Raw genomic sequence first — 26,746 nt, 5'->3', positions numbered from 1 at the left:
TGACATCACCCACGAGCCAGAACCTTGCGCAGCGCTTCAAGGAAACGGCTGTTTTCCGCTGGCAGACCGATGGTCACCCGCAGGTGGTTCGGCATGCCGTAATTGGCCACTGGACGCACGATCACGCCTTCGCGCAGCAAGCCCTGGAACACAGGGGCTGCAACCTGGCCGAGATCGACGCAGATGAAGTTGCCTTTCGACTCGATCCAGCCCAGACCCAGCTCACGGAAACCGGCCTGCAACTGCTGCATGCCCGACTCGTTGAGCTGACGGCTTTGCGCCAGATACTCCTCATCTTTCAACGCTGCGCAGGCTGCTGCCAACGCGAGGCTGTTGACGTTGAACGGCTGGCGAACGCGGTTCAGCACGTCAGCAACAACCGGACTCGACAGACCGTAACCAACGCGCAATGCCGCCAAGCCGTAAGCCTTGGAGAAGGTGCGCGAAACCAGCAGGTTCGGGTAAGCGGCGAGGAAATCCAGGCCGTCCGGCAGATCGCTGCCTTCGGCGTACTCAATGTAAGCCTCGTCCAGCACCACCAGCACATGCTCCGGAACATCCTGCAGGAACTCGTCCAGCGCTTCAGCGCCGAACCAGGTGCCAGTCGGGTTGTTCGGATTGGCGATGAACACCACGCGGGTGTCGGCATCGATGGCCGCGAGCATTGCAGGCAAGTCATGCCCCCAATTCTTGGCCGGCACCACTTTGGCTTGCGCGCCGACAGCCTGAGTAGCGATCGGGTACACCGCAAATGCGTGCTCGCTGAACACCGCATTCAGGCCCGGCGCCAGATAGGCGCGCGCGACCAGCTCAAGAATATCGTTGGAACCGTTACCCAAGGTGACCTGATTCAGGTCGACGCGGCACTGCTCGGCCAGCAAGGATTTCAATGCGAAACCATTGCCATCCGGATAACGGGTCAGCTCGGCCAGCTCTTCGCGGATCGCCGCCAAGGCTTTCGGACTGGCGCCCAACAGGTTTTCGTTGCTCGCCAGTTTGACGATTTTCGCCGGATCCAGATCCAGCTCGCGCGCCAGTTCGTCCACAGGCTTGCCCGGAACGTACGGCGAAAGTTGTTGCACGCCCGGCTGTGCCAGAGCGAGGAAGTTGCCACTCATTTGCTACCGCCCCTTAGAGAACTGCTTTCGGGTAGGAACCCAGCACTTTGAGTGCTACTGCTTCCTGACTGATCTTTTCCAGCACACCTTTGATCAACGGGTCACGGTGGTGGCCGACGAAGTCGATGAAGAACACGTAGGTCCATTTGCCGCTGCGCGACGGACGGGTTTCGATGCGGGTCAGGTCGATCCCGTTGTCGTGGAACGGCACCAGCAGCTCGTGGAGCGCGCCGGGTTTGTTGCTCATCGACACGATGATCGAGGTCTTGTCGTCGCCGGTCGGCGGCACTTCCTGGTTACCAATCATCAGGAAGCGCGTCGAGTTGTCCGGGCGGTCTTCGATCTTCTCGGCCAGACGGGTCAGGCCATATAGCCCTGCCGCCATATCACCGGCAATCGCCGCCGAATTCCACTCGCCTTTAACCCGCTTGGCCGCTTCGGCGTTGCTGGAAACCGCGACGCGTTCGACATTCGGGTAATGCGCGTCCAGCCACTTGCGGCACTGGGCCAGCGACTGCGCATGGGAATAGATGCGGCTGATGCTGTCGGTCTTGGTGTTTTCACCCACCAACAGATGATGGTGAATGCGCAGCTCGACTTCGCCACAGATCACCATGTCGTGTTCGAGGAAGCTGTCCAGCGTGTGATTGACCGCGCCTTCGGTGGAGTTCTCCACCGGCACCACGCCAAAATTCACCGCACCGGCCGCCACTTCACGGAACACTTCATCGATCGCCGCCATCGGCTTGCTGATCACCGCGTGACCAAAGTGCTTCATGGCCGCCGCTTGGGTGAAGGTGCCTTCAGGGCCGAGGTAAGCCACTTTCAGCGGCTGCTCGAGCGCCAGGCACGACGACATGATTTCGCGGAACAACCGCGCCATCTCTTCGTTGCCCAGCGGCCCCTGATTGCGCTCCATCACACGCTTGAGCACCTGAGCTTCGCGCTCAGGACGATAGAACACCGGCACTTCGCCTTCGGCCAGCGAGGCCATCTTTACTCGCGCGACTTCCTGGGCGCAACGCGCACGCTCACTGATGAGCTCCATGACTTTGGTGTCCAGAGCGTCAATGCGAACGCGCAGTGCCTTGAGTTCTTGCTCGGACATCAGCCGTGTTCCTTCTCGAATTCAGCCATGTACGCCACCAGCGCGTTGACCGCGGTGATGTCGACAGCGTTATAGATGGAGGCGCGCATGCCGCCCACGGAGCGGTGGCCTTTCAGATTGAGCAGGCCGCGTTCTTCGGCACCGACGAGGAATGGCTTGTCCAGACGATCATCGGCCAGACGGAACGGCACGTTCATCCACGAGCGGTCCGATTTGTTGATCGGGTTGCTGTAGAGGCCGCTGGCGTCGATGAAGTCGTACAGCGTGCGCTGTTTGACGTCGTTGAGTTTGGCGATCGCGTCGACGCCACCCTGCTCCTTCAGCCACTGGAACACCAGACCGGACAGGTACCAGGCCAGGGTCGGCGGGGTGTTGTACATCGAGCCGTTATCCGCTGCGACTTTGTAGTCGAGCATGGTCGGGCACAGCGCACGCGCCTTGCCGAGCAAGTCTTCGCGGATGATGTTGACGACGATGCCGCTCGGGCCGATGTTCTTCTGGGCGCCAGCGTAGATCATGCCGAAGCGCGAGATATCGACAGGACGCGACAGAATGTCGGAAGACATGTCAGCCACCAGCGGCACGTCACCGACTTCCGGGATCCACTGGAATTCCAGACCACCGATGGTTTCGTTCGGTGCGTAGTGAACGTAAGCGGCGTCTTTCGACAGGTTCCACTCGTTCTGGCCCGGGATGGCGAAATAGTCGTAAGGCTTGGCGGTGGCGGCAACGTTGACGTGGCCGTAACGCGAAGCTTCTTCGATGGCTTTCTGCGACCAGATACCGGTATCGATATAGTCGGCCGAGCCGCCTTCAGGCAACAGGTTCAGTGGAATCTGCGCGAATTGCTGGCTGGCGCCACCTTGCAGAAACAGTACTTTGTAGTTCGACGGGATATTCAGCAGGTCACGCAGATCCTGCTCGGCCTGGGTGGCAATGGACACGAACTCATCGCTGCGATGGCTCATTTCCATGACCGACAGACCCTTGCCGTGCCAATCAAGGAGTTCACCCTGGGCGCGCTGCAGGACAGCTTCAGGAAGCGCCGCAGGACCGGCGCAGAAGTTATAGGCTCGCTTGCTCACATCCAATCTCGCTCTGATTTGGTGGTCACTTAAATCTTTTAGTCTGCGGATGATCGTTCCCACGCTCTGCGTGGGAATGCATCCAATGACGCTCTGCGTCATGGGACGCGGAGCGTCCCGAGCGGCATTCCCACGCAAAGCGTGGGAACGATCCCGTGCAGTGTTGCAAATTTTCAAACAGGACAAATAACAAGGGGGCGAATTTTCATCCGCCCCCTTGGTTGCCCGCTTATTCTTGCGGTTCTTCGTCTGCTGCGGCGTCGAGTTGCTGGTCTTCAACAGCATCGTCGTTTACGACAGCGCCTTCGAATTCCTCGCCCTCTTCCCCTTCAAGCTCTTCACCTTCGATTTCCGAAGGCTCCTGAACCCGCTCCAGACCGACCAGGGTTTCATCCTTGGCCAGTTTGATCAGCGTCACACCTTGCGTGTTACGACCCAGGCTCGACACTTCGTCGACACGGGTACGCACCAGGGTGCCCTGATCGGAGATCAGCATGATCTCTTCACCGTCCTGCACCTGAACAGCGCCGACCAGACGGCCGTTACGCTCGTTGCTGACCATGGCGATAACGCCCTGACCACCACGCTTGTACTCAGGGAACTCGGTGATCGCCGTGCGCTTGCCGTAGCCGCGCGCGGAAGCAGTGAGAATTTCGCTGCCTTCTTCCGGAATCAGCATGGAAATCAGCTTCTGCCCTTCTGGCAGACGCATGCCACGCACACCGCGGGCGGTACGGCCCATGGCGCGAACTTCGGATTCCTTGAAGCGCGTTACCTTGCCGCCGTCGGAGAACAGCATGATTTCCTGCTCGCCGTCGGTGACAGCAGCGGAGATCAGGATGTCGCCTTCGTCCAGTTCCAGCGCGATCAGGCCGACGCTGCGCTGACGGCTGAAGGCCACCAGCGGAGTTTTCTTCACGGTGCCGTTGGCGGTCGACATGAAGATGAACGGTGCTTTCTTGCGGTCAGCAGCCTTGATACGGGCACGACGCTCTTCGTCGGTCTCGTTGCTGTTTTCGATTTCTTCTACATCAACCTCAACGCCTTCAGCCTCTTCTTCTTCAGCCTGACGCTTCATGGCTTCGAGATCGACCGGCAACATGGTGGTGATGTATTCGCCTTCGCTCAATGGCAGAAGGTTGACCAGCGGACGACCACGGGCAGCGCGGGACGCTTCCGGGATTTCGTAGGTCTTGAGCCAGTACACTTTGCCCTTGCTGGAGAACAGCAACAGCGTCGTGTGGCTGTTGGCAACCAGCAGGTGAGCGATGTAGTCCTCATCCTTGACGCCGGTGGCCGATTTGCCTTTACCGCCACGACGCTGAGCCTGGTACGCAGCCAAGGGCTGGGTCTTGGCATAGCCACCGTGGGAGATGGTCACGACGCGCTCTTCTTCCGGGATCATGTCACCCAGGGTCAGATCGAGACGGGCATCGAGAATCTCGGTGCGGCGCACGTCGCCGTATTCGGCGCGAATCACTTCCAGCTCTTCGCGGATCACTTCCATCAGGCGCACAGCGCTGTTGAGGATGCGGATCAGCTCGCCAATCTGGTTGAGGATCTCTTGATACTCGGCCAGCAGTTTTTCGTGTTCCAGACCGGTCAGACGGTGCAGACGCAGTTCCAGAATGGCTTGCGCCTGTTCTGGCGACAGGAAGTACTTGCCTTCGCGCAGACCGTATTGCGGATCCAGAGTCTCAGGACGGCAGGAATCAGCACCGGCACGCTCAACCATCGCAACCACGGCGGAGGATTCCCACGCGGTGCTGATCAGCGCTTCCTTGGCTTCCGACGGCGTCGGCGAAGCCTTGATCAGCGCGATGACCGGGTCGATGTTCGACAGGGCAACGGCCTGACCTTCAAGGATGTGACCACGCTCGCGCGCCTTGCGCAGTTCGAACACGGTACGGCGGGTGACCACTTCGCGACGGTGACGGACGAAGGCTTCCAGCAGATCCTTGAGGTTCAGGATGCGTGGGCGGCCGTCGATCAGCGCAACGATGTTGATGCCGAATACCGATTGCAGCTGGGTCTGGGCGTAGAGGTTGTTGAGGATCACCTCAGGCACTTCGCCGCGACGCAGTTCGATCACGACGCGCATACCGTCCTTGTCGGACTCGTCGCGCAGTTCGGTGATGCCTTCCAGCTTCTTCTCTTTGACCAGCTCGGCGATCTTCTCGATCAGACGCGCCTTGTTCAGCTGGTAAGGAAGTTCGGTGATAACGATCTGCTGACGGCCACCGACCTTGTCGATGTCTTCAATGATCGAGCGGGCGCGCATGTAAATACGGCCGCGACCAGTGCGGTAGGCTTCGATGATGCCGGCGCGACCGTTGATGATCGCCGCGGTCGGGAAGTCCGGGCCGGGGATGTATTGCATCAGTTCATCGACGGTCAGCTCAGGGTTGTCGATGAGCGCCAGGCAACCGTCGATGACTTCACCGAGGTTGTGCGGCGGGATGTTGGTCGCCATGCCCACGGCGATACCGCTGGAGCCGTTGACCAGCAGGTTTGGAATACGGGTCGGCATGACCGCCGGGATCATTTCGGTGCCGTCGTAGTTCGGCACCCAGTCCACGGTTTCTTTGTGCAGGTCGGCCAGCAGCTCGTGCGCCAGCTTGGTCATGCGCACTTCGGTGTATCGCATCGCCGCAGCGTTGTCGCCGTCGACCGAACCGAAGTTACCCTGACCGTCTACCAGCAGGTAGCGCAGGGAGAAAGGCTGGGCCATACGAACGATGGTGTCGTACACGGCAGTGTCGCCGTGCGGGTGATACTTACCGATCACGTCGCCGACAACACGGGCAGATTTCTTGTACGGCTTGTTGTAGTCGTTGCCCAGCTCGCTCATCGCGAACAGTACGCGACGGTGCACGGGCTTGAGGCCATCGCGCGCATCCGGCAGTGCACGGCCGACGATTACGCTCATCGCGTAGTCGAGGTAGGACTGCTTCAGCTCGTCTTCGATATTGACCGGGAGGATTTCTTTGGCCAGTTCGCCCATGAGAAGCCTGATTCCTTTTTCTGGTGAAACTTCGTCATATCCATGTGGGAGCAACGAAGCTCGTCGGAGCAGGCCGAGTGCCATGCGCCGACTTACGACAAATCAACATTGGATCGCGGATTTGCGCAGTAAAGACAGCTTCGTGAAGCTGCCTCGGAAAACGCCGGATGTTATCACAAAGGCCGTCACGCACCTATCCCCCAGATGCGCATGGAGCATAGTTAGTTGACCGGTGACAGGCTTAACGGGGACGAGAGAGGCTCAGAGCTTCTTTGAGCGCAGATTTGTGGTGTGGATTAGCGATGTTTATTGACATTCAAGGGTAGGCACACATGTAGGAGCTGCCGAAGGCTGCGATCTTTTGATTTTGTTTTTAGAAGATAAAGTCAAAAGATCGCAGCCTTCGGCAGCTCCTACATTGAGTGTCACCGCATTAGTGCAGGCGCTTGCGGCACATCAACTGGGCCATTTTCGCGGTATCCGGGCGCTCGACGATGCCTTTCTCGGTGACGATCGCATCGATCAGATCCGCCGGCGTCACGTCAAACACCGGGTTGAACGCTTCAACGTCGGCACCGACACGCTTGCCACCTACTTCCAGCAGCTCGGCGCCATCACGTTCTTCGATCGGAATGTCATCACCGCTGGCCAGGTTCATGTCGATGGTTGAACTCGGCGCCACCACCATGAAACGCACGCCGTGGTGCATGGCGTTGACCGCCAGTTGATAGGTGCCGATCTTGTTGGCCACATCACCATTGGCGGTGATGCGGTCAGCACCGACGATCACCCAGGTCACGCCTTTGGTTTTCATGATGTGCGCGGCGGCGGAGTCGGCATTCAGGGTGACCGGGATGCCTTCGTTGGCCAGTTCCCATGCGGTCAAACGCGAGCCTTGCAGCCATGGACGGGTTTCGTCGGCGTAAACGCGCTCGACCATGCCTTCAATAAAGGCTGCGCGAATCACACCCAGTGCCGTGCCAAAACCACCCGTGGCCAGCGCGCCGGTATTGCAGTGGGTCAGAATCGCCTGAGCATTGCCCTGATGCTTGCGGATCAAGTCCACGCCGAGCTGCGCCATGGTCAAGTTGGCTTCGCGGTCGCTTTCATGAATGGCGATGGCTTCAGCTTCGAGCGCCGCCAGCGGATCGGCGTTTTGCTTCAGGCGATCAAGGCGATCGTGCATACGACCCAGCGCCCAGAACAGATTGACTGCGGTCGGACGGGAATCGGCCAGCAAAGCGAAATCCTCTTCCAGCGCCGCGTACCAGTCGCCACCTTCAGCAATCCGCGCCCGGGCCGCGAGCACAATGCCATAGGCCGCACTGATGCCGATGGCCGGTGCGCCGCGCACCACCATCGAGCGAATCGCCTCAGCGACGCCGGCGGCGCTGGTGTAGGCAATCCAGGTTTCTTCGAACGGCAAAATACGCTGATCCAGCAGGTGCAGCGCGCCGTCTCGCCACTCGATGGCCTTCACTTTCTCCGCAGCCAACAGTCGATCGCGCATCCCACACCCCGCACTCATGAACAAAAGCCGCCGATTATAGCGATCCCCCCGCGAAGACGCTCGGGTATACTTCGCCATCCTTTACAAAAGCACTGGAACCGACCCTCGATGCCGAAACCTGCCATTGCGCTCGACTTATTATTGCTGCCGACCTGGCTGGTACCCGTCGAACCCGCTGGCGTTGTGCTCAAGGAGCATGGCCTGGGCATCCGCGACGGTCGCATCGTGTTTATCGGCCCGCGCGCCGAAGCATTGAAGTGTAACGCCACTGAAGTTCGCGAATTGCCGGATGTGCTGCTCGCCCCCGGCCTGATCAACGCCCACGGCCACGCAGCAATGACGCTGTTCCGGGGCCTGGCCGATGACCTGCCGCTGATGACCTGGCTGGAAAACCACATCTGGCCAGCCGAAGCGAAATGGGTCGATGAAGATTTCGTCCGCGACGGCACTGATCTGGCCATCGCCGAGCAGATCAAGGGCGGCATCACCTGCTTCTCGGATATGTATTTCTTCCCGAAAGTAGCCAGCGAGCGCGTGCACAACAGCGGCATTCGTGCGCAAATCGCGATTCCGATCCTCGATTTCCCGATCCCGGGCGCCAGCAGTGCCGATGAAGCGATTCGCCAGGGCGTCGAGCTGTTCGGCGACTTGAAGCATCACGAACGCATCAAGATCACCTTCGGCCCTCATGCACCGTACACCGTTGGCGATGAGAATCTGGAAAAAATCCGCGTGATCGCCGAGGAGCTGGACGCGTCGATCCACATGCATGTCCACGAAACCGCGTTCGAAGTCCAGCAAGCGCTGGAGCAGCGTGGCGAACGCCCGCTGGCCCGCCTCGGCCGCCTGGGCCTGCTCGGCCCGCGCTTCCAGGCCGTGCACATGACCCAGATCAGCGATGACGACCTGGCGCTGCTGGTAGAAAGCAACACCAGCGTGATCCATTGCCCGGAATCCAATCTCAAACTGGCCAGCGGCTTCTGCCCGGTCGAGCGTTTGTGGCAGGCTGGAGTGAATGTCGCAGTCGGCACTGATGGCGCGGCGAGCAACAACGATCTCGACCTGCTCGGCGAAACCCGCACCGCCGCGCTGCTGGCCAAAGCCGTCGCCGGTTCGGCCACCGCGCTGGACGCCCATCGTGCGCTGCGCATGGCCACCTTGAATGGCGCGCGAGCATTGGGGATCGAGGCGCAAGTCGGCTCGCTGGAAATCGGCAAAGCCGCCGACATCGTCGCCTTCGACCTGTCCGGTCTGGCCCAGCAACCGGTCTACGACCCGGTTTCGCAGCTGATCTATGCCACCGGTCGCGACTGCGTGAAACACCTGTGGGTCGCCGGCAAGCAACTGCTCGACGACCGGCGCCTGACGCGCATGGACGAAGAGCAACTGGGCGCCACCGCCCGGGCCTGGGGCCAGCGCATCAGCGGCCACACCGAATCGTAAACACCCCGGGGCAAACTCCGGGGCTACAGCCCTTTTTCAAGTTTTAGAGGATTCAACATGAGCAACGTCGACCACGCCGAAATCGCCAAATTCGAAGCCCTGGCCCATCGCTGGTGGGATCGTGAAAGCGAGTTCAAACCGCTGCACGACATCAACCCGCTGCGGGTCAACTGGATCGACGAGCGGGTCAATCTGGCCGGCAAGAAAGTCCTCGACGTCGGTTGCGGTGGCGGCATCCTCAGCGAAGCGATGGCCCAGCGTGGCGCCACCGTGATGGGCATCGACATGGGCGAAGCACCGCTGGCGGTCGCGCAACTGCATCAGCTGGAATCCGGCGTCAACGTCGAATACCGCCAGATCACTGCCGAAGACCTCGCAGAAGAAATGCCCGAGCAGTTCGACGTGGTGACCTGCCTTGAGATGCTTGAGCACGTACCGGATCCATCATCGGTCATCCGCGCCTGCTTCCGTATGGTCAAGCCCGGTGGCCAGGTGTTCTTCTCGACCATCAACCGCAACCCGAAGGCCTATCTGTTCGCCATCGTCGGCGCCGAATACATCATGAAGTTGCTGCCGCGCGGCACCCACGACTTCAAGAAATTCATCCGCCCGTCCGAGCTCGGCGCGTGGAGCCGCATGGCCGGCCTGACCGTCAAGGACATCATCGGCCTGACCTACAACCCGCTGACCAAGCACTACAAGCTGGCCAACGACGTTGACGTCAACTACATGATCCAGACCCTGCGCGAGGAATAAGTCGATGGCCATCAGAGCAGTCCTTTTCGACATGGACGGCACCCTGCTCGACACGGCGCCGGACTTCATCGCCATTTGCCAGGCCATGCGCGCGGATCGTGGCTTGCCGCCGATCAACGACAAGCACATCCGCGACGAGATCTCCGGCGGCGCCAAAGCCATGGTTGCAGTGACATTCTCGATGGACCCGGAATCACCGGGCTTCGAGGAGCTGCGCCTGGAGTTTCTCGAGCGCTATCTGGTCGGCTGTGCGGTACACAGCAAGTTGTTCGACGGCATGGGCGAATTGCTCGCCGACATTGAAAAAGCCAATCTGGTCTGGGGCGTGGTGACCAACAAGCCGCTGCGCTTTGCCGAGCCGATCATGCAGCAGCTGGGGCTGGCCGAGCGTTCGGCGTTGCTGATCTGCCCGGATCACGTGAAGAACAGCAAGCCCGATCCGGAACCGTTGATCCTTGCGTGCAAGATGCTTGATCTGGATCCGTCGACGGTGTTGTTTGTAGGCGATGATCTGCGTGATATCGAGTCGGGCCGCGATGCTGGCACGAAAACGGCGGCGGTGACGTTTGGCTACATCCACCCGGACGACAACCCACGGCATTGGGGCGCGGACGTGGTAGTGGATCACCCGTCGGAGTTGCGCAAGGTGCTCGATAGCGCGATTTGCAGCTGCTGATCTGAATCAGATCTTGTGGCGAGGGGATTTATCCCCGTTGGGCTGCGAAGCGGCCCCCGCTTTCATCCAGGCGATGTGACACACAGGTTTTGCGACGGCTTCGCCGCCGAACGGGGATAAATCCCCTCGCCACAGGGTGAAGCAGGTCTTCATGAATGGATTGTGAGGTTTTTATGTTTGATTACACCGCTCGTCCCGAATTGCTCAAGGATCGGGTCATTCTGGTCACCGGTGCCGGTCGTGGCATCGGCGCGGCGGCCGCGAAAACTTACGCCGCGCATGGTGCTACTGTCCTGCTGCTGGGCAAGACCGAGGCCAATCTGACCCAGGTCTACGACGAGATCGAAGCCGCGGGCTACCCACAACCGGCAGTGATCCCGTTCAACCTTGAAACCGCCCTGCCCCATCAATACGATGAGCTGGCGGCAATGATCGAAACCGAGTTCGGCCACCTCGATGGCCTGCTGCACAATGCTTCGATCATTGGTCCGCGCACGCCGATCGAGCAGTTGTCCGGGGAAAATTTCATGCGCGTCATGCAGGTCAACGTCAACGCCATGTTCATGCTGACCAGCACCTTGTTGCCGCTGCTCAAGCTGTCGCAGGATGCGTCGGTGGTGTTCACCTCCAGCAGTGTTGGTCGCAAGGGCCGCGCATACTGGGGCGCTTATGGCGTGTCGAAGTTCGCTACCGAAGGCTTGATGCAAACCCTGGCCGATGAGGTCGACGGCGTTGCACCGGTGCGCTCCAACAGCATCAACCCGGGCGGCACCCGCACCAGCATGCGCGCTCAGGCTTATCCAGGTGAAAACCCGCTGAACAACCCGACGCCCGAGGAGATCATGCCGGTCTACCTCTACCTGATGGGACCGGACAGCAGCGGTATCAACGGCCAGGCATTCAACGCCCAGTAATGCCATACGTCGCATTTGTTGCCGTGGCGGAATCCCGTCGCGGCATGCATTTGCCGCTGTCGACTGCAACAAATGAGTCAATTATCCAGCGCCCTTCTACCCCGAAAGACCACAAGCCATTGAATATAAAGGGTTTTAATAAACCTGAACCGAATGGCACGACTTTCGCTCTAAATTTCCTCAAAGCATGCCGTGTGAAGGCAATGGGGCAAGGCCGATTTCGATAGCTTACTAATCGTCATCAGGCAGACTAAACTTATGCCAAATGTCCTACGGGACTGATGGATCAGTATGACGCGCAGCCCATAGCCGCTCTCACCCAGCCTGTAAGACAGACTTACTGCTTAGGGGCTCACGCCATATGAAATCACCTTCCCAGACCAATGCAATTGACTTCGACAGTGCCAAATTGCAACGCCTGGGTTTCGGTCAGCAGCCGCCACTTCTGGAGCGGCCCGCCAGTCTTGCGCAATTGCGCCAGCAACTGAGCCTGCAACTGCAAACCAGTCTCGAACCACAACGCATCCTCGGTCTGTTTTTCCGCGAAGTTCAGCGTCTCGTGCCGCTGGACGCCTTGAGCTACGTGCACAAGGGCAGCGACCTGCGCCTGGAGTTTGGCGCGCGCGGTCATCACTCCGTCAGTTACAGCCTGAGCCACGAAGGTGAGCACATGGGCGAACTGGTGTTCCGCCGCAATCAGCGTTTCAACGATCATGAACAAGGCAATCTGGAGTCGCTGCTGTCGTCGTTGCTGTTCCCGATGCGCAACGCCCTGCTCTACCGCGCCGCGACCCAGAGCGCCTTGCGCGATCCGTTGACCGGTGCCGGTAACCGCATTGCCATGGAGCAGACCCTGCAACGGGAGATCGAAATGTCGCGTCGGCACCTGCAACCACTATCGGTGTTGATGCTCGATATCGATCACTTCAAACGGGTCAACGACAGCCACGGCCACAGCGCCGGCGATGACGTGCTCAAAGCTGTTGCCGCCTCGATCAAGGGCCAACTGCGCAATGTCGACATGGTCTTTCGTTACGGCGGCGAGGAATTTCTGATTCTGCTGTCGAACACCAGCCGCGAACCGGCAGCGATGGTCGGCGAACGCCTGCGTTACGCGGCGCAGGCGGCGGAATATTACGCCGATGGCCAGTTGATCGAACTCACGGTGAGCCTCGGCTGTTCGACGCTGCTGCCCGGCGAATCGGCAGAAAGCCTGCTGCGCCGTGCGGATAGCGCGCTATATGTGGCCAAACGCGAAGGCCGCAACCGCTTGGCGATGGCGGGTTAATCTCCCCCGGCCAACCCAAAACAACTGTAGGAGCGAGCTTGCTCGCGATGCGATCCGACATTCAACATTGACGTTGACTGACATTGCGCCATCGCGTGCAGGCTCACTCCTACATTTTTTACGCGGTGTCAGCTGTAATCAGCTTTCGACGACAGCCCGGCGTTCACGGCTTACCAGCAAACGCTCGGACGTCTCCAGTTGCATGCAGCGTTCGAGGAACAGGTACATATAGTCGTAGCTCTTGCACACCGCCTGACGCAATTCGGTTTGCAAGGCCATGCTCGGGTTCATGCCGGCCAGGGTGCAAATGATCTCCAGCGCTTCCCACGGATGCGCATCGTCGTACTGCGCGTGCATCTTCAGCCACTTCATCGCGCGCTTGCGATCCTCTTCCGGGAACGCGGCGGCGTATACCCCCGTCGAGCAGACCAGTGCAGACCACTCTCCGGTCGCGCCTTCGATTGCGTAATTGGTCGCGGCGATGGCGACAATCAGCGAATCGGCGGAACTGGTGTGCCAGCACCAATGACTCAAGGCGTGCAGTTCCGGCGGCACTTGCTGCGCCTGCAAGTCTTCCAGGCTGACACCATGGGCGCGACTCCAGTGCAGCCAGTAATCGGCATGATTGAGTTCAACGCGAATATTGCGCATCAGCCAACGCCGCGCCATGTCTTCGCCAGGGTGGCGGGCAAACTTGGTCTTGGTCAGGTTCTGCGCCATGTACAACGCGAACTGCTCAACTACCGGCCAGCCCCCGACCAGATACTGGCGCATGGTTTTGGCGCTGAGCTTGTTATCCCGCATGCGCATATACAACTCATGTTCGACAACCCGGCGCTTGCTCTCGCTGCAATCCTCGATGAGCTGTTGTGCCCAGGCAGGATAACTTGCAGCTTCCATGAGTGGTCCGGTTCGGTTGAATGTGTCGATCACTGTTCGGCTCCTTTTGATTTGTGATTATAAGGATCGGCGAGAGACTTCAACGGAACGTGCCAGGCGCTTTGAATAACAACGGCTGCGGTCTGGCGGGCCGACTTTGCAAACTGTCACAGGTAAACAATTGCGGACGCTCGATAATGTAACCCTGAGCGTAATCAACGCCAATTTCAAGCAATGCCTGCTCGATCTGGGTTGTTTCTACAAACTCGGCAATTGTCTGTTTCCCCATGACATGCCCGATGTGATTGATCACTTCGACCATTGCGCGGTTAATCGGGTCGTCCAGCATATCCTTTACGAAACTCCCGTCGATCTTCAGGAAGTCTACAGGTAAATGTTTCAGATAAGCGAATGAAGACATTCCGGCACAAAAGTCATCCAGCGAGAAGTAACAACCTAAACCTTTGAGTTCATTAATAAAACGTATTGCACTGCCCAAATTTGAAATCGCACTGGTTTCAGTAATTTCAAAACAAATCATTTCAGGTGGTATGGCGTAGTTAACAAACTGCTCACGCAAGAAGTGCAAAAAAGCGTCATCTCCTATAGTAATGCCTGACAGATTAATCGCACACATCGCCAACGGACCGTCATGTTCTTCTGCAATACATTGAGCAATAACCTTAAATACGTTTTGCACTACCCAACGATCTAACTGACTCATCAAACCATAACGTTCAGCGGCCGGAATGAAACTGTCCGGGAGAATCATCCGCCCCGCTTCATCATGCAGACGCAGCAGAATTTCGATGTGCGCACGCTCTCCCCCGGTGGCACCCAACGGCGCAATTTCCTGGGCGTACAGACAAAACCGGTTCTCCTCCAGCGCCATGTGCAAGCGCTGTACCCAGGCCATCTCACCGAAGCGCAACGACAACTCCGAATCGTCGGCGTGGTAGACCTGCACCCGATTACGGCCCTTTTCCTTGGCCATGTAGCAGGCCATGTCGGCGGCACGCAACGACGCTTCGAGGGTGGTCGGCGTCTGGCCGACATGCACCAGGCCGATACTGACGGTGGTTAGAAATGGCCGGCCCTTCCACACGAAATGCAGGTTTTGCACGGTCTGGCGCAGGCTGTCGGCGATCTTCTCGGCCGCCTCCAGCGCACAGTTCTCCAGAAGAATGCCGAATTCGTCACCGCCCAATCGCGCCAAGGTGTCGCCCTCGCGCAAACCGGACTGCAGCAACGCGCAGATATGCCGCAACAGTTCATCGCCGGCGGCATGCCCACAGGTGTCGTTGACCAGTTTGAATTGATCCAGATCGAGGAACATCAGCGCATGCCGCCCGCCCTGACGGGTGAGATTGTGCAGCGCCTGCTCCAGGCGATATTCGAACTCACGGCGGTTGGCCAACCCGGTCAGCGCATCGTGGGTCGCCTGCCACGACAGGTTGGCAATGTATTGCCGCTCCTGCGTCATGTCGTGCAGCACCAGCACCGTGCCACTGACTTTGCCGGCATTGCGGATCGGTGCGCCCACCAGCGTCACCGACACTGTACTGCCGTCGAGGCGCTGGATCAGTTTCGAATGCTCGCTGCCACCACTGAGTTTGCCACTGAGGATGTGCTCGATCAGTGTCAGCCCTTCGGTCTGCGCGTTGTCGTCGAGCAGGTTGAAGAGCGCCGCCAAGGGCAAACCGGCAGCCTGCTCGGCTTTCCAGTGCGTCATGGCCTCAGCGGCCGGGTTCATGTAGTCGATGGCCCCGGCAACGTCAGTGGTGATCACCCCGTCGCCGATCGAATGCAGGGTGACGTGGGCTCGATCCTTCTCCAGTTGCAGCGCTTCGGCAAAGGCATGGCGCTGCTTGAGCAGCTTGTGCGTGCGCAACAGCGCCAGCACGATCAGCCCCAGCGCTGTGGCGAGGTTGGTCAACAGCAGCAGGCGCAGAATCATCCGCGACCCCTCGCCCAAGGCATCACTGAACGCCTTGGCCGCCGGAGTCACAGCGTCGTTGATGGCAAAAATCTGCGCCTTCCAGCGACGAATATCCGCCTCGCCCGCCGTGTTGCCAGTGATGCTTCGGTGCATCTCTTGGGCCACGTTATCCAGCTCGACCAGATAGGCGTCGCCGACCGTCCAGCGGTCGATGGCGGTTTCCAGATAACTGAAATGACGAAAGTTGAGGTACAGCCAGATCAGGCTGGAAACGTCGTCCGGATGGTTGCCGCCCTTGAGAATGCCATCGCGGGCAGACGCCAGATCGGGCGGCTGATGATCCAGCGCCACGCGTAGTTGATGCCCGCCCTGAGGCACCGCGATCGCGCTTTGATACTTGAGGAAGATCGCCTCGTCGCGGCTGTCGGCGTAGAGGTTCAGGTAATAGATGGCGTCTTTCTGGCCTTTGGACCACAGACTTTCGCCTGCCACGTAACCGCGAACGGCCGAGAGGACGTAAAGGCTGACACCGCCCAATAACGCCTGAAACAACACGACGGCGATGAATGGCCAGACGATGCCAAGCAACCGTGGCGTTCCGAGAGTCCGCTTTTGCTTCATGGGATCCCTTGTATGGCACTGCCTGACCATCCCTTCCGATCAGACCACCCCTCTAGACTAGGAGGCGATACCGGTTACGGCAAGCGACGGATCAGCCTCAGTGCAGTCCGGCGGCACGTATATATATGTACCGCCACCGCTGCGTCGAGACTCGATTTACTGAGCACTTCAGGTTTCCCGTCTGCTGTAGGAAACCCAACGCAAGGAGTGCGACATGACATTGACCTCTTCAACTGCGCCCGACAGCGCAGAAACGCTCGCCAGACACGCCTTGAGGCTGGATGACAGTCCGGATATCGATGCGCTGATTGCCCGCCCCACCGCACGAGACCAAAAACGTTTCAAAGCCCTCTTACGCAGGACGCCCGCGCTCGCGCAATCAATGACCCTCGAGCGGTACAACGCGCAACGGATGGAGGAGCGGATTTTCGATACCGTCAAAGACTTCATGAAGTCGAGTCCGCTACTGATTCGTCGGCTGGCCAGCGATGTGCTGCACTTCCCCTCCGACGCAGACGTGCGCGCGACGCCTTCGGTGTTTCTCCAGCGAATACTCGATTCCGCTTCCTCACAGGAGCTGACAGAGCGCTTGCTGAAAACACTCAAATGGTATGGCGCGCGGCCGGGTGAAAAGACCTCCGCGTCTGTGCGCTATCAATTGCTGTGCAAAGCGATTTGCCTTTACCTGCACAAACCATTGGCCGGGGAACCGCAATCCCTCGCCGGTTTCGATTGGCAGGACCGGGCCCACTGGGGCCAAAGCTACCCAAGCATTCACAATGCCTTTGAACAGCACTTGCAACGCAGCCTTCGCGCGACCAACAGCAAAGAAGCAATCATCCTCGCGCAGATTTTCCAGCCTCACCTGTCCAGGGATTTTGCGGTTCGCGATGTTCCGGCGCAGCTGCGCTATAAAAGTTCGGTGGTGTGGGTCAACTTCATGCACGGCGTGCTGCTGGCCGAAGAGCAGGGACTGAATCGCGCGCAACCGTTGGCTTTTCAGGCGCTCGTCAACCTGCCGCTGCAACAGAGCGACGGCACCGACGCCGATCTGCTGGAGAAAATCGCCCGATTGCGGCTCGGCCCGGCTCTGGAGTGGGCAGTGTGCACAGGGTTTGTTGAAGCGCGAACGGACGCTGACTACGACGAAAAGGACATCGAGCAAGCGATGGTCGCGCTGGAGATCCACACCGCAGGCTTGAATTCAGCCGTAATGACTCTGGAAGCACCGATTCCCGAAAGGCTGAAAATGGCCCGGCAAGTCACCGACGAGCAGTATGGCGCAAACGTATTGGCCTCTAGCGGCCACAGGCTTTTCCCCCTCGATCCGCCCACTTCACTGTCTTTCAAAGACATGCCAAATGTGAAGCTGGTCAGCTATGCCTTCCTCGACCTCTACGCCGATGACCAGTTTGAGAACGAAAAAAGATGGGGCGTTACCGAGGCGGATGGCCAGACACGCACGAGCAGCACGTTCCGGATCGACCATCAGCGGCGAGGCTATCTGGAGCGCAAGGATGCGGCGGGGGTTTACCGACCTGTATTCTCCGGAGGTTTCATTGCCAATGGCAGAAAGTTGCCGAATATCAACGCGGCCTTTGAATCCGCGTTCAACCGCTATCTGACTACCGCCACCAAGGCCTATCAAACCTTGATTGCCAGCCTGCTGGCCAGCCTGCCCCTCGCTGAACGCAGAGCACTTGCAGAAGGTGTCGTTGAAGTATTGCGGCTGCGAATGTCGCTCAAACAGAACGGGCAATCATCCGATATCAACGCCAGAAAGGGCTTCCTGCTCAAGGTGAGCAAGGACGACGGGATCAGTTACTACGAAGTCATTCCGAGTGCCGGCCTGATTCGTTTACGACCCGGTTTGAGATTCTCGATAATCGCGGGCGTGCGCACCGAATTTCCTTTGCACGCGGTGATCCCCAATCAAACCTATTCTCCCGAACGCAATATCAGTACCTCGCTCCTTATCGACGATCGCGCGCATGTCCATGGCACGGCACCTAGGCCAAACGCTTATTGCATGGGGTATTTCGATAGCGTGGCGCATGTACCACCAGCGGGCGCATTCGAATCGGGCGGCACACCGACGGCAATGGCGACGCGCCTGAATGAAGTGGCCGACTGCATTGCCGCGAAATTTCTTTACGTCGATGAACAACAAATGCGCACCGAAGCCCGGGGCATGACGGCTTTCGACGTCATCAGGGCTGATGGTGAGAGCCGCCGCGAAACGCTGGTAGCGATCGTCAAAGGTTTTGTGCCGTTCTGGGGCAGCCTTGATGATCTGCAGGCGGACAATGCCAACAGCAACATAATGGGAGGCGTCGGTTTGCTGTTGGATCTGGCTTCGTTTCTCTGCCCGATCGGCAAGTTCATGTCGGGGTCGATTCGTTTGCTCAAGGCTGCCAGCGGTACGGCGCGCATGACGGTCAAAGCCAGCCTGCCGGCCTTTTCGACGCTGACCCGCAAGCTGCTGGTGTCGTCGGTAAAAAATCTTAATCCGCTGGACGGCATTCCGTCCCTGTTCAAAGGCGTGGGAAAAGGCCTGCTCCTGGTCGGTCGCGCGAGCGTCTCGGCGGTCAGAACGCTGAGCGGGATTGGCAACTTCCGGCTGTTTCACAACCTGCCCCAGGCAATCGATCCCGGGCAATGGAAAGCCCTGAATCAACACGACAGACTGGCGACGATCAATGGTGTTGACGACGTACTCGTGCGCCATACCGATGCATTGGATCTGCGACGTCTGCATCTGGTCGACCCGGTAACCGCCCTGCCTTATGGCCCGCGCCTGCACAACAGCCGGCATCTGATCCTCGGCCGATCGACCTTCAAGGCACTGCCGCCGACCGACATCCATGCTTTGGCAGAGTTACCGGAATACGCCCGCGTCAAAGAGCTGCTGGAGGTCGACGGTCGCACCACGCTGTTGATCGACGATATCCCTTACCGCCTGGACGGTGAGCGTCTGCGCCGCGCCGATTTGATTGATGATCGATCGATGTACAAAGCGCTGCCCTGTCGGGTCAAGCGTGCAGGCGATGACTTCTGCAAGACGCGCTATGTCACGCGAGAACCGGCGCCGACCCCGGCCGGCGGCAGTTTCGACCCAAGCAAAGGCTGGGCACCGTGGTTCGGTGACACCATTTATACCCCGGCGATTGCCGGGCATTCGCTGCAATTGAAAACCCTGAAAAGAAAAAACCAGCACTCGGCAACACTTGCGTTTCAAAAAGGCATTTACGCGAGAATCAAAGTAGCCCTCCCCTCAGGAGCACGGAATCGCCTCGATACGCTTGAAACAGGCGCGACCGTTGTCCCGGCGATCGACGGTTCGAGGCATTACGTGTTCACTCGGCTGCACGCCGGAGCCTTTTACGTCGCCGATCTGCCCTCGGGACAAAGTCTCTCTGCGCCACTGACCTTGCGCAAAGCCGAGACCTTGACCGCTGACCTGAGAGACGAATTGACGACGGTCTACATCGGTTCGCTGAATGCCAACAACATGGCCAGGATTCACGGCGTCGAAGCGGTGGAACGGGCGATGAAAACCATGGACGAAATCGCCATCCCCATCGGTGGTCATGCGCTCCCGGCCACCACACTCAAGCGGCTAAAAGTCGATACCAGCCCTGGCGAAGCGGTGCTGTTCGATCATTCCACACGCATGATTGTCAGCCATTTGGCGACCGGAGCGACGTCATGGTCGCGGAGTCGAACGGCCTCGCAGGCGTTTCGCCAGAGAGCGGCGGATGTCTTCGATACGCTGTTTGTCGAAAAGACCATCCAGGTCACCTCGAACAGCGACCTGAAAATAAACAAGACCATGGACAAGTTGCAGCGGCTGTTGCCCGCCGGAAATAAATCCGCCAACGCGAGAAACATCGCCTACGCCGACATCGTCACAGCGAGCGGTCAGCGTGAAGTGTACGTCAGTGTTTCCGGAGCGCAGGGGCTGACCGCAGAACTGCCATTGTTCAAGCCTCCGTTCGCCAAGGACAAAGTCATCGTCGGTGATACCGCTTACTTCAACATCGATTTCGGCCAGACCTTCAACAGATCGTCGTTAACTGTGTCGGAGGAAGGCAAGCTGCTGGCAATTCCCCATACGATCAAGAATATCGAGACCTACACGCCGGCAATGACCACCCGCCCCACCTCACTGGACAGCGAGGCCAAGCTGATCAGCGTGCTGCGGGAAAAGTATCCGGACAACGCGATGATCACCTCGATCGACGTGGCCACGACCATGCCGCCCTGCAGCAGCTGTGCGGTGGTGATCAAGGAGTTCGGTCATGACCGCGCGGCGGGCAGTTTGCAGGTGCTGTGGGGCTGACTTAATGGCGCTGCAAATGCCCATAAAGCTTGGCGTACAAACCGCCATCGGCGATCAATTGTTGATGATCGCCGTCTTCGGCCACCTGCCCGCCATCGAACACCAGCACGCGATCGGCCTGCTTCACCGCTGACAAACGGTGGGCAATGATCAGCGTGGTGCGGCCATTGAGGAAGCGCGCCATGGCCTGGTGCAGGTTGTATTCGGTGGCGGCATCAAGGGCCGAGGTGGCTTCGTCGAGGATGACGACTTTCGGCTCGGCGAGGATCATTCGCGCAATTGCCAGGCGTTGGCGCTGACCGCCAGAAAGCCTCACGCCGGAGCGGCCGACGATGCTGTCGAGGCCATCGGGCAAGGCGCGGATGGTCGCCTCCAGTTGGGCGATTTCCAACGCCTGCCAGCAAGCTTCGTCCGTGCGGGTGCGGCCCATGGTCAGGTTGGCGCGCACGGTGTCGTTGAACAACGCCGGATGTTGCAGCACCACCGCGACGTTTTCACGAACCGTGTCGAGGCCGATTTCCTGCTGGGTCGAACCGCCGAAGCGGATGGTGCCGGACAGTGGCGTATACAGACCCAGCAGCAATTGCACGAGGGTGCTTTTGCCACCGCCACTGGCGCCAACGATTGCGACTTTCTCACCGGGGACAATCGACAGATCGAGCTGATCGAGCACCAGTTCATCGCCGTAACCGAAGCTCAAGCCTTGCACCTGAATGCCCACAGTGTCGCGACCCTTGAACGGGTCGACGCCGCCGGGATACTGCGGCTCGTCGGCACGCGCCAATAGCTCGTTGATCCGCGTGAGCGCACCGCCCGCCGCGTAGTAGGCGTATTGCAGATTGAGCAGTTGTTCGACCGGGCCGATCATGAACCACAGGTAACTGAACACCGCGAGCATCTGGCCGATCGACAGATCGGAGAACAGCACGGTGAGCATCGCCGCCGCGCGGAAAATGTCGATACCGAACTGGAACAACAAACCACTGGCGCGGTTGGACGCGTCGGTTTTCCACTGAGAGTTGACCGCGTAATTGCGCACTTCCTGCGCCCGCAGGCCAAGCCTTCCAAGGAAAAAGCCCTGACGGTTGCCAGCGCGGATTTCCTGAATCGCATCGAGGGTTTCGCTCAGCGCCTGGGTGAACCGCGAGGTGCTGTCGTTCTCCAGTTTCTTCAGGTGTTTGACGCGTTTGCCCAGCTGCACCGTGGCGTAGATCACCAGCGGGTTGAACAGCAGAATCAGCAGCGCCAGTTTCCAGTGCATCCACATCAGGATGCTCGCGGTGCCGACCAGCGTCAGCATCGCCACCAGAAAACGGCTGAGGGTTTCGCCGACGAATTTGTCGAGGGTGTCGAGGTCGGTGACCAAGTGCGTGGTCACCGTGCCACTGCCCAGGCTTTCGTACTCGCCCAACGAGATGCGCTTGAGGCGTTCGATCAAGCGCACGCGAATGCGATAAACAATGTCTTTGGCCAGCCGTGCGAACAGTCGCGACTGCAACACGCCAAAACACAGTGAGCCGCAGCGCAGGGTCAACGTCACCAACAACATCAGGCCGATATAGCCCGCCGCTTGCTGCCACATGCTGGGCAACACATGGTTCATGACTTTCAGTGCAGCATCGCCGTGGCCGAGCAGCACTTCGTCGACGAGCAACGGCAACAGCAACGGAATCGGCACGCTGCACAGCGTCGCCAGCACGGCCACGCCGTTAGCGATCCACAGGGATTTTTTGTGTGTGAGTGCCAGGCGCCGGACTTCTGCCCAGCTCAGCCGGTCGACACGCTTTACGGCTGGCGTGTCATTGGCCGGATCATGCACAGGCAGCGCGCTCCAGCCAGCGGCCGAGCAACGGCGACAGCTCGCTGAGCGGTTGATAGCCGTTGGTCAGCAACGCCAATTGACCGTTGCGTTCGGCGAGCAGGGTCGGGAAACCGGCGATGCCCAGATCCTGCACCCAACTGAAATCGGCCTGAGTGGCTTTGTGTTGATCGGCATGGTCGAACAACGCCGCGAACTCGATGCGTGGCACGCCGGCCTGCTCTGCCAGTTCCACCAGCACACTGGCCTGGGTCACGTCGCGCCCTTCAGCGTAAAACGCCTGCTGGATCAGTCCGACCAGCGTCCATGCGCAATCGGGCGCCAGGCTGCGCGCGGTGACGATCGCACGGCAGGCAGGCTCAGTGTCGTAGACAAAACCATCGGGCAACGCGCCGTCAAACTGGAACGGCTGGCCGGTGGCCTCGGTGACCGCTTGCCAGTGTTCGAGAATGTAGCGCCGCGTGGTCGGCTCCAGCGCCGAGCCACTGCCGGTACGCAAACCACCGACTACCAGATGCAGCTCGACCCCGGCTGCCTGCGCCTGCTCCACCAATGCCTTGGCCACCGGAGCGAAACCCCAGCACCACGAACACATCGGGTCCATCACATAGAGCAGGCGTGCAGACATGATTAAGCCTCGGTGGATGCTTGCTTGTAGTTGTAGCCGATCGGGTGCGGCATGTTGCGCGCCTTGGCCAGTTCGATCTGCTTCTGCCGATCGATGGCACTGCGCCGGGTCTTCTCGCTCAGCTTGTCCCAGCAATGCGGGCAACTGATGCCGGCGACGTAATGCTCGCTGGCGCGATCTTCAACACTGACCGGAGTGCGGCAGGCATGACATTGATCGTAGTCGCCTTCGCTGAGGTCGTGACGCACGGTCACGCGGTTGTCGAACACGAAGCAGTCGCCCTGCCACTTGGTTTCTTCCTGCGGCACCTCTTCGAGGTACTTCAGAATGCCGCCCTTGAGGTGGTAAACCTCTTCATAGCCTTCGCTGAGCATGTAGCTCGAAGCCTTTTCGCAACGAATGCCACCGGTGCAGAACATCGCGACCTTCTTGTGCACGGCCGGGTCGAAATGCTCTTTGATGTAATCCGGAAACTCGCGAAAACTGGTGGTTTTCGGATCAATGGCGCCTTCGAAGGTGCCGATCGACACTTCGTAATCGTTGCGCGTGTCGATCAACAGCACTTCGGGGTCGCTGATCAACGCGTTCCAGTCTTGCGGATCAACGTAGGTGCCAACCTTTTTGTTCGGGTCGACGCCTTCGACACCGAGGGTGACGATCTCTTTCTTCAGTTTGACTTTGGTGCGATAGAACGGCTGCTCGTCGCAGTACGACTCTTTGTGATCGATGTCGATCATGCGTGGGTCGTTCTTGAGCCAGGCGAGCAGGCCGTCGATGCCTTCGCGGGTGCCGGACACCGTGCCGTTGATGCCTTCTTCGGCGATCAGCAAGGTACCTTTGATCTGGTTGTCGACCATCGCTTGCAGCAGGGGCTCGCGCAGGTTGACGTAATCTTCGAGGGTGACGAACTTATACAGTGCCGCCACGACAATCGGTTGTGTCATGGGTATTTCTCCAGGTGGCTACCCTCGCAAAGGGTGAACCGGATTCAAAAAAAAACGCGCCGGGTGAGCGGCGCGTTGCGGATTCTAGCAAAAAAGCAGCTTCAAGCGGCGAGCTTCAAGCGGCAAGCCAAGAACACTCGCCTTTAACTTGCAGCTTGCCGCTTGAAGCTCATCGCTGCTTTCCTCCTGCACAGGTCGGCGACGCCGGGGCGGCGCCGGTCTCTGCCCATTCCTGCGGGGTGTAGGTGTGCAGCGCCAACGCATGGAACTCGCCCATCAGCTCGCCGAGCGTGCCGTAGACTTTCTGGTGGCGCTTGACCCGATTCAGACCTTCGAACTGCGCGCTGACCACCACTGCCTTGAAGTGGGTCTGCAACCCGCGACTGTGCATGTGGCTTTCATCCAGCACTTGCAGATGCTCAGGCTGTAACAGGCCCAGCGTGGATTCGATGCGTTGTTGCATGCTCATCACGAACTCCGCTTACGGCTTTTTCTTGGCCGGAGCAGCGCCTTTCGGGGCCAGCTCGTTGGTCATGTCTTCCAGCAGCTTGTTGACTACCGGTACCGCGCTTTCCAGTTTGGCCTGGGTCATCTGGGCCGATTGCTGAGTCAGCTGCGGCATTTTTTCCAGGACTTTTTTACCCAGTGGCGACTGGTAGAACGCGACCAGATCCTTCAGCTCGGATTCGCTGAAGTTGGTGGTGTAGAGCTTGACCATGTCCGGCTTCAGCTTGTTCCAGCCAATGGCCTGGTCCAGGGCGGCGTTGGCCTTGGCCTGGTAGGTTTCCAGCGTGGCTTTCTTGGATTCCGGGGCTTTGGTCTGCTCAAAACGCTGAGCGAACATTTGCTGGACTTGCATGTACACCGGAGTGCCCAGTTTGTCAGCGTGTGCCAGGGTCAGGAAAGCTTCGGCACTGGCGTTGTGGCTGGCGGTATCGGCAAGCACCTGGCCGCTGGCGCAAACCAGTGCAACCGCGGTACAGATGGCACGAAGACGAGTCATCGAGTTTCCTTTTAAGCAAAGCGAGGTAAAACCCCAAGGGCGACCATTCTGCGCCTAAAAAACGCCGCGGCTCAACCCCCCAAGCCTTGCCGCGCTTGATTGACGGGGTTTTACCGGTCAACAATCGATTCGATGGAACCACCCGGGCCGAAGCCGGCCTAAACTGCGCAAACAGACCAACAGGAGTGTGCACGATGAGCCGTATCGAAACCGACAGCCTGGGCCAGATCGAAGTCCCGGACGATGCTTACTGGGGTGCTCAGACGCAACGCTCGCTGATCAACTTCGCCATCGGTCAGGAACGCATGCCGCTGCCGGTACTGCACGCCCTGGCGCTGATCAAGAAAGCCGCCGCCCGGGTCAACGACCGCAACGGCGACCTGCCCGCCGACATCGCCCGCCTCATCGAACAAGCCGCCGACGAAGTCCTCGACGGCCAGCACGACGACCAGTTCCCGTTGGTGGTCTGGCAGACCGGCAGCGGCACCCAAAGCAACATGAACGTCAACGAGGTGATCGCCGGTCGCGCCAACGAACTGGCCGGCAACCCGCGCGGCGGCAAGACGCCGGTGCACCCGAACGATCACGTCAACCGCTCGCAAAGCTCCAACGACTGCTTCCCCACCGCCATGAGCATCGCCACCGCGCAAGCCGTGCAGGAACAGCTGCTGCCGGCGATTGCCGAGTTGTCCGGTGGTCTCGCCGAACTCGCCGCACGGCACATGAAGCTGGTGAAAACCGGGCGCACGCACATGATGGACGCGACGCCGATCACCTTCGGTCAGGAATTGTCGGGTTTTATCGCGCAGCTGGATTACGCCGAACGGGCCATTCGTGCCGCGCTGCCCGCAGTGTGTGAGCTGGCGCAGGGCGGCACCGCCGTCGGCACCGGGCTGAACTCGCCGCACGGTTTCGGTGAAGCGATTGCCGCCGAACTGGCGGCGCTGTCGGGTCTGCCATTCGTCACCGCGCCGAACAAGTTCGCCGCCCTCGCCGGCCACGAACCGCTGACCAGCCTCTCCGGTGCGCTGAAAACCCTCGCCGTGGCGCTGATGAAAATCGCCAACGACTTGCGTCTGCTTGGCTCCGGCCCACGCGCAGGTTTTGCCGAAGTGCGGCTGCCGGCCAATGAGCCGGGTAGCTCGATCATGCCGGGCAAGGTCAACCCGACCCAGTGCGAAGCGCTGTCGATGCTCGCCTGTCAGGTCCTGGGCAACGACGTGACGATCGGCATTGCCGCCAGTCAGGGTCACTTGCAGTTGAACGTGTACAAACCGGTGATCATCCACAACCTGCTGCAATCGATTCGCTTGCTCGGCGACGGCTGCAGCAACTTCCAGCAGCACTGCATTGCCGGGCTGGAGCCGGATGCGGAAGTCATGGCGCGGCATCTCGAACGTGGGTTGATGCTGGTGACAGCGTTGAATCCGCACATCGGTTATGACAAATCCGCCGAAATCGCCAAAAAGGCTTACAGCGAAGGGCTGACCTTGCGTGAGGCGGCGTTGGCGTTGGGCTATCTGACCGATGAACAGTTTGATGCGTGGGTGCGGCCGGAGAATATGATTGAGGCTGGGGCAAAGGGCTAAACAGCAAAAGATCGTCCGATCGCGGCCCGAGCCTTCGGCAGCTCCTACACAGGTCTCATGTAGGAGCTGCCGCAGGCTCG

General features: G+C 59.4%; 19 protein-coding genes. 7 read left to right on the top strand and 12 right to left on the bottom strand.

Features of this window, described 5'->3' with window-relative positions; genetic code table 11:
- Positions 1 to 5 precede the first annotated feature (5 nt).
- From hisC to mtnA, 5 genes are all read right to left on the bottom strand, one after another.
- Positions 6 to 1,118, bottom strand: coding sequence for a histidinol-phosphate transaminase (gene hisC / locus EJA70_RS28670; RefSeq protein WP_158835744.1), 1,113 nt, complete (start codon positions 1,116 to 1,118; stop codon positions 6 to 8).
- A gap of 13 nt (positions 1,119 to 1,131) precedes the next feature.
- Positions 1,132 to 2,226 (bottom strand): prephenate dehydratase, encoded by a 1,095-nt coding sequence (gene pheA / locus EJA70_RS28665; RefSeq protein ID WP_007908404.1) that lies wholly within the window; start codon positions 2,224 to 2,226, stop codon positions 1,132 to 1,134.
- The gene (gene serC, locus EJA70_RS28660; protein WP_158835741.1) at positions 2,226 to 3,311 is read right to left on the bottom strand and encodes a 3-phosphoserine/phosphohydroxythreonine transaminase; all 1,086 of its coding nucleotides are present in this window, start codon (positions 3,309 to 3,311) and stop codon (positions 2,226 to 2,228) included. The genes pheA and serC overlap by 1 nt, the downstream gene beginning before the upstream one ends.
- 229 nt (positions 3,312 to 3,540) lie before the next feature.
- Positions 3,541 to 6,315: a DNA gyrase subunit A gene (gene gyrA / locus EJA70_RS28655; protein ID WP_158835738.1), complete on the bottom strand. Its 2,775-nt coding sequence runs from the start codon at positions 6,313 to 6,315 to the stop codon at positions 3,541 to 3,543.
- Positions 6,316 to 6,748: 433 nt separating this feature from the next.
- A complete protein-coding gene (gene mtnA / locus EJA70_RS28650) occupies positions 6,749 to 7,825 on the bottom strand; it encodes an S-methyl-5-thioribose-1-phosphate isomerase (RefSeq protein WP_158835735.1) in 1,077 nt (358 codons plus the stop codon).
- Positions 7,826 to 7,933: 108 nt separating this feature from the next.
- On the opposite strand from mtnA, the gene EJA70_RS28645 reads away from it, so the two are divergent.
- The 5 genes from EJA70_RS28645 (at position 7,934) to EJA70_RS28625 (ending at position 12,902) form a co-directional block, all read left to right on the top strand.
- Entirely contained in the window at positions 7,934 to 9,268 is a 1,335-nt protein-coding gene (locus EJA70_RS28645) for a TRZ/ATZ family hydrolase (RefSeq protein ID WP_008079777.1), read from the top strand.
- Between the two features lie 57 nt (positions 9,269 to 9,325).
- A complete protein-coding gene (gene ubiG, locus EJA70_RS28640) occupies positions 9,326 to 10,024 on the top strand; it encodes a bifunctional 2-polyprenyl-6-hydroxyphenol methylase/3-demethylubiquinol 3-O-methyltransferase UbiG (RefSeq protein ID WP_064120317.1) in 699 nt (232 codons plus the stop codon).
- Positions 10,025 to 10,028: 4 nt separating this feature from the next.
- Positions 10,029 to 10,700, top strand: a complete 672-nt coding sequence (mupP, locus tag EJA70_RS28635; protein WP_158835732.1) for an N-acetylmuramic acid 6-phosphate phosphatase MupP — start codon at positions 10,029 to 10,031, stop codon at positions 10,698 to 10,700.
- 173 nt (positions 10,701 to 10,873) lie between these two features.
- Positions 10,874 to 11,614, top strand: a complete 741-nt coding sequence (locus tag EJA70_RS28630; protein WP_158835729.1) for a YciK family oxidoreductase — start codon at positions 10,874 to 10,876, stop codon at positions 11,612 to 11,614.
- Positions 11,615 to 11,975: 361 nt separating this feature from the next.
- Complete coding sequence (locus EJA70_RS28625; protein ID WP_158835726.1) at positions 11,976 to 12,902, top strand: GGDEF domain-containing protein; 927 nt, start codon at positions 11,976 to 11,978, stop codon at positions 12,900 to 12,902.
- A gap of 138 nt (positions 12,903 to 13,040) precedes the next feature.
- Here EJA70_RS28625 and EJA70_RS28620 read toward each other — a convergent pair whose 3' ends face one another.
- Entirely contained in the window at positions 13,041 to 13,802 is a 762-nt protein-coding gene (locus EJA70_RS28620; protein WP_371924629.1) for a TenA family transcriptional regulator, read from the bottom strand.
- A 79-nt stretch (positions 13,803 to 13,881) separates the two neighbouring features.
- Positions 13,882 to 16,341, bottom strand: coding sequence for an EAL domain-containing protein (locus tag EJA70_RS28615; RefSeq protein ID WP_158835720.1), 2,460 nt, complete (start codon positions 16,339 to 16,341; stop codon positions 13,882 to 13,884).
- Positions 16,342 to 16,555: 214 nt separating this feature from the next.
- On the opposite strand from EJA70_RS28615, the gene EJA70_RS28610 reads away from it, so the two are divergent.
- The gene (locus EJA70_RS28610; protein WP_158835717.1) at positions 16,556 to 20,683 is read left to right on the top strand and encodes a deaminase domain-containing protein; all 4,128 of its coding nucleotides are present in this window, start codon (positions 16,556 to 16,558) and stop codon (positions 20,681 to 20,683) included.
- Position 20,684: 1 nt separating this feature from the next.
- Here the strand turns inward: EJA70_RS28610 and EJA70_RS28605 are convergent, their stop codons facing one another.
- The 5 genes from EJA70_RS28605 to EJA70_RS28585 all read right to left on the bottom strand — a co-directional run bounded on the left by EJA70_RS28605 (position 20,685) and on the right by EJA70_RS28585 (position 25,077).
- Positions 20,685 to 22,502 carry an ABC transporter ATP-binding protein gene (locus EJA70_RS28605; protein ID WP_158835714.1) on the bottom strand — a complete coding sequence of 606 codons (1,818 nt, stop codon included), beginning with the start codon at positions 22,500 to 22,502 and terminating at the stop codon, positions 20,685 to 20,687.
- The gene (locus EJA70_RS28600; RefSeq protein ID WP_177323301.1) at positions 22,495 to 23,097 is read right to left on the bottom strand and encodes a DsbA family protein; all 603 of its coding nucleotides are present in this window, start codon (positions 23,095 to 23,097) and stop codon (positions 22,495 to 22,497) included. Before EJA70_RS28600 ends, EJA70_RS28605 begins: the two co-directional genes overlap by 8 nt.
- A 35-nt stretch (positions 23,098 to 23,132) precedes the next feature.
- On the bottom strand, positions 23,133 to 24,074 hold the full coding sequence (locus tag EJA70_RS28595) for a rhodanese-related sulfurtransferase (RefSeq protein ID WP_158835711.1): 942 nt from the start codon (positions 24,072 to 24,074) through the stop codon (positions 23,133 to 23,135).
- Between the two features lie 169 nt (positions 24,075 to 24,243).
- Entirely contained in the window at positions 24,244 to 24,543 is a 300-nt protein-coding gene (locus EJA70_RS28590; protein ID WP_158835708.1) for a BolA family transcriptional regulator, read from the bottom strand.
- Positions 24,544 to 24,555: 12 nt separating this feature from the next.
- Positions 24,556 to 25,077 (bottom strand): DUF2059 domain-containing protein, encoded by a 522-nt coding sequence (locus tag EJA70_RS28585; protein ID WP_008079765.1) that lies wholly within the window; start codon positions 25,075 to 25,077, stop codon positions 24,556 to 24,558.
- 194 nt (positions 25,078 to 25,271) lie between these two features.
- Between EJA70_RS28585 and EJA70_RS28580 the strand changes: the two genes are divergently transcribed.
- Positions 25,272 to 26,666 carry a class II fumarate hydratase gene (locus EJA70_RS28580; RefSeq protein WP_158835705.1) on the top strand — a complete coding sequence of 465 codons (1,395 nt, stop codon included), beginning with the start codon at positions 25,272 to 25,274 and terminating at the stop codon, positions 26,664 to 26,666.
- The last annotated feature ends 80 nt before the right edge of the window (positions 26,667 to 26,746 follow it).

It is taken from the genome of Pseudomonas sp. PB103 (assembly GCF_009764635.1).
Taxonomy (GTDB): Bacteria; Pseudomonadota; Gammaproteobacteria; order Pseudomonadales; family Pseudomonadaceae; genus Aquipseudomonas.
Note: the sequence above shows the minus strand (reverse complement) of the source record. Positions and strands in the feature narration are given on the sequence as shown.